This is a genomic window from Klenkia sp. PcliD-1-E, from assembly GCF_024124375.1.
Classification (GTDB): domain Bacteria; phylum Actinomycetota; class Actinomycetes; order Mycobacteriales; family Geodermatophilaceae; genus Klenkia.
Map to the genome: position 1 here is coordinate 1 of NZ_JAMXRZ010000203.1, position 3,809 is coordinate 3,809.

Sequence of the window (3,809 nt, forward strand, 5' to 3'; positions counted from 1 at the left end):
TGCGCGGGCCGACGACCGGGGTCTCGTCCGCCGCGGCCTCGCGGCCCGGGCCGGAGGAGCCACCGTGGCCACCGCGCCCACCACGCTCACCGCCGCGCTGGCGCTTGCCGGTCTCGCCGAGGTCCTCGAGCGCCTCGGCGTCCAGGCCCTCGCGGGTGCGCTGGGCTCGCGGCAGCCGGCCGGTGGCGGTCTCGGGCACGTCGAGGTCGGTGTGGACCCACGGCGAGGTGGAGTAGGTCTCCGGCGGGTCGGTGAAGTCCAGGTCCAGCGCCTTGTTGATCAGCTGCCAGCGCGGGATGTCGTCCCAGTCGACCAGGGTGACGGCGACACCGGTGCTGCCCGCCCGGCCGGTGCGGCCGATGCGGTGCACGTAGGTCTTCTCGTCCTCGGGGCACTGGTAGTTCACGACGTGGCTGACGCCGGTGACGTCGATGCCGCGGGCGGCGACGTCGGTGGCGACCAGCACGTCGACCTTGCCCGACCGGAACGCGCGCAGCGCCTGCTCGCGGGCGCCCTGGCCGAGGTCGCCGTGCACGGCCGCGGCGGCGAAGCCGCGGTCGACCAGCTCGTCGGCGACCTTCTGCGCGGTGCGCTTGGTGCGGCAGAAGACCATGACCAGACCCCGGTCGCGGGCCTGCAGCACGCGGGAGAGCAGCTCCGGCTTGTCCAGGTTGTGCGCGCGGTAGACGAACTGGGTGGTCTGCGGGACCGTCGAGCCCTCGTCGTTGCCGTGCGCCCGGATGTGGGTGGGCTGGCTCATGAACGACCGCGAGAGGGTCACGATCGGGCCGGGCATGGTCGCGGAGAACAGCATCGTCTGCCGCTGGTCCGGGACCATCGCGAGGATCCGCTCGATGTCGGGCAGGAAGCCCAGGTCGAGCATCTCGTCGGCCTCGTCCAGCACCAGCCCGCGGACCTTGCCGAGCACCAGGTGGCCCTGCTGGGCCAGGTCCAGCAGCCGGCCGGGGGTGCCGACGACGACCTCGACGCCGGCCTGCAGCGCGCTGACCTGCGGCTCGAACGCCCGGCCGCCGTAGATGGCCTGCACCCGGATGCCGCGGCGGGAGCCGGCGGCGGCCAGGTCGCGGGAGACCTGCACGCACAGCTCGCGAGTGGGGACGACGACCAGCGCCTGCGGCACGCCGTCGCCGCCCTCGGCGGGCGGGGTGACCCGCTGCAGCAGCGGGACGCCGAAGCCGAGGGTCTTGCCGGTGCCCGTGCGGGCCTGGCCGATGAGGTCGTTGCCGGCCAGCGCCAGGGGCAGCGTGAGCTCCTGAATGGCGAAGGTGCGGGTGATCCCGACGTCGGCGAGCGCCGCGACGATGTCGGGGTGCACGTCGAAGTCGCTGAACAGCGGGGCGTCGGGGGTGACGGGGGCGCCGCCCAGGTCGTCGATCTGCTGCTCGAGCTGCTCGGGGTCGGGTGCACCGGTCTCCGCGTGGTCGACCTCGGGGGTCTGCAGGGTGGTGCTCTCGTCGTGGGGCTGGTCCAGGTTGGTCAGTGCTCTCGCCTCGGTCCGGAGGGGGCCGCTGCGGCGTCGTGGGTGCGCGCTGCGGCCCGGTCGTCTCTTCGATCCAGCGCCGACGCGGCCAGCGGACCGGGCGTCGTGGGGCATCCTCACCCGGGAGACCGACCGTGGTGCACCCGCGGTCAGGCGGGCCGGCGGTCGTCGTCCAGCGGTCATCAGCGCACACGGAGAGCGAGCCGTGCGGCTCGCCGCGGCCCATGCTACCTCGGGATACGGTCCGCACAGGTCCCGCGCCGGTGCGCGGGCGCGCCCGCCCCGCCGGGGGCCGGGTCCGGTGGCGTGGAGGGGGTGCCCGGGTGAGCTCGGTGGACGCGGGGGACGGCACGGCGGGGCCGGCGGTCGTCGACCTGCTGGGGGTCCTGGCCTACGCGGAGCTGACCGCCTTCGACCGGCTCGCCGAGGACGCCCGGCTCGCGCCCACGCTGGCCGGGCGGGCGGCGCTGGCCCGGATGGCCGCGGCCGAGATCGGCCACCACCAGCGGCTGTGCGACCGGCTCGGCGAGCTGGGCCTGGACCCGGCCGCCGCCATGGCGCCCTTCACCGGGCCGCTGGACGCCTTCCACGACGGCACGCGGGCCAGCACCTGGCTGGAGGGGCTGGTGAAGGCCTACGTCGGCGACGGCCTGGCCCGGGACTTCTACCGGGAGGTCGCGGCGTTCCTGCCCGACCCCGACCGCGGGTTGGTGCTGGACGTGCTGGCCGAGACCGGCTACGCCGACTTCGCCGTCCGGGAGGTGCGGGCAGCGATCGCTGCGGACCGGCGGCTGTCGGGCCGGCTGGCGCTGTGGGCCCGCCGGCTGGTGGGCGAGGCGCTCACCCAGTCCCAGGCCGTCATCGCCGACCGCGACGACCTGGCCGACCTGCTCATCACCGGGACCGGGGACCTCAACGGGGTCGCCGACCTGCTGCAGCGCCTCATGGACGCCCACGGCGACCGGATGCGCGCCCTCGGGCTGAACCCCTAGCGACCGCATCGCGGTCCGCCGGACCGCACCGCGACCAGGTGCCGTTCCCCGGCTGCGACGAGCCGCCCCGGTCCCGGCGGGAGGAGGCCTCCGGCCCCCGTCCCGCCGGGACCCGCAACGCGACTGCGCGTGCCTACTGGCCGCCGGCGATGAAGCCGACGCGGCGGGTGTCGGCCTCGGCGATCTCGACGTAGGCGATCCGGTCGGTCGGGACGACGACGCGGCGGCCGCGCTCGTCGACGAGGGTCAGCAACCCGTCCTTGGAGCCGGTCATGGCCTTGGAGACCTCGGCCGCGATCTCGTCGGGGCTCTTCGGGCTGTCGATGACCAGCTCGCGGGGGGAGTGTTGGACACCGATCTTGACTTCCACGCTGGAGATGCCTCCTCAGGTCTGGCGGCCGGCGCCGCTACCCGATCGACGCTAGCCGAGCCCGTGCCCGCGCGTGCCGGTGCGGGCTGCGCCGACAGCGAACGACGTCAGGAGGGGGTGGGGTGGTCGGCGTCGCCGATCCGCGGGAACCCCGAGATGCCCCGCCAGGACAGGGAGCTCATGAGGGCGACCGCCTCGTCCCGGGAGACGGTGCCCTTGCGGGGCAGCCACCACCGGGCGCTGGTCTCGGCCAGGCCGGTCATCCCCGAGGCCAGCAGCAGGGCGCGCTCCTGGTCGACGCCGGTGTCGGCGGCGATCACCTCGGCGATCGCCTCCACGCAGCCGCGGGTGCCGGCGTCGACGATGCGCCGCACCTCGTCGTCGTTGCGCAGGTCGGACTCGAAGACCAGGCGGAACGCCTCGCCGTCGGCGTCGACGAAGTCGAAGTAGGCACCGACCGCGCCGTCGACCCGGGTGCGGTTGTCGTCGGTACCGCTCATCGCCTCGCGCATGCGCTCGGTGAGCTCGCCCACCTGCTGCTCCAGCAGGGCCAGGTACAGCTCCCGCTTGCCGGGGAAGTGCTGGTAGAGCACCGGCTTGCTGACCCCGGCGGCGACGGCGATGTCGTCCATCGCGGCGGCGTGGAAGCCCTGGGCGACGAAGACCTCCTGCGCAGCGCGCAGCAGCTGCAGCCGGCGGGCGCCGCGGGGCAGGCGGGAGGTCCGGCGGACGGGGTCGTCGACGGGCGCGGACGGTCGGGAGGGCTGCATGGCCCGGCAGATGTTACCGGCGGGTTCGGTCGGTCGTGCCCGGGCAGTCGGGGTGGTCTAGCGTCCCGCGGGTGCACGACGTCCGCGCCGCCGGCGACCGACCGGCCACCGCCGTCCCCGCCGCCAGCGGTCCGGGTGGGCCGCGCCCGGCCGGGCGCTCGTCGGCACCCCTGCCG

Annotated in this window: 4 protein-coding genes; 1 reads left to right on the forward strand and 3 read right to left on the reverse strand. The window is 75.2% G+C overall.

Annotation, left to right across the window (positions count from 1 at the left end; genetic code table 11):
• On the reverse strand, positions 1–1,615 hold a 1,615-nt coding region (locus tag NH342_RS22275), incomplete at its 3' end, for a DEAD/DEAH box helicase (RefSeq protein ID WP_253018456.1).
• 209 nt (positions 1,616–1,824) lie between these two features.
• Here NH342_RS22275 and NH342_RS22280 point away from each other — a divergent pair.
• Positions 1,825–2,493 carry a ferritin-like fold-containing protein gene (locus tag NH342_RS22280; RefSeq protein WP_253018450.1) on the forward strand — a complete coding sequence of 223 codons (669 nt, stop codon included), beginning with the start codon at positions 1,825–1,827 and terminating at the stop codon, positions 2,491–2,493.
• Between the two features lie 133 nt (positions 2,494–2,626).
• On the opposite strand, the gene NH342_RS22285 is transcribed toward NH342_RS22280, so the two are convergent.
• Both NH342_RS22285 and NH342_RS22290 read right to left on the reverse strand, forming a co-directional pair.
• The gene (locus tag NH342_RS22285) at positions 2,627–2,863 is read right to left on the reverse strand and encodes a DUF3107 domain-containing protein (protein WP_253018452.1); all 237 of its coding nucleotides are present in this window, start codon (positions 2,861–2,863) and stop codon (positions 2,627–2,629) included.
• A gap of 107 nt (positions 2,864–2,970) precedes the next feature.
• Entirely contained in the window at positions 2,971–3,633 is a 663-nt protein-coding gene (locus NH342_RS22290; RefSeq protein ID WP_253018454.1) for a TetR/AcrR family transcriptional regulator, read from the reverse strand.
• Positions 3,634–3,809: the final 176 nt, after the last annotated feature.

Excerpts from the sequence above, each read along its gene's own strand:
- NH342_RS22290 (WP_253018454.1), bottom strand. The coding sequence starts at position 3,633 with ATGCAGCCCTCCCGACCGTCCGCGCCCGTCGACGACCCCGTCCGCCGG.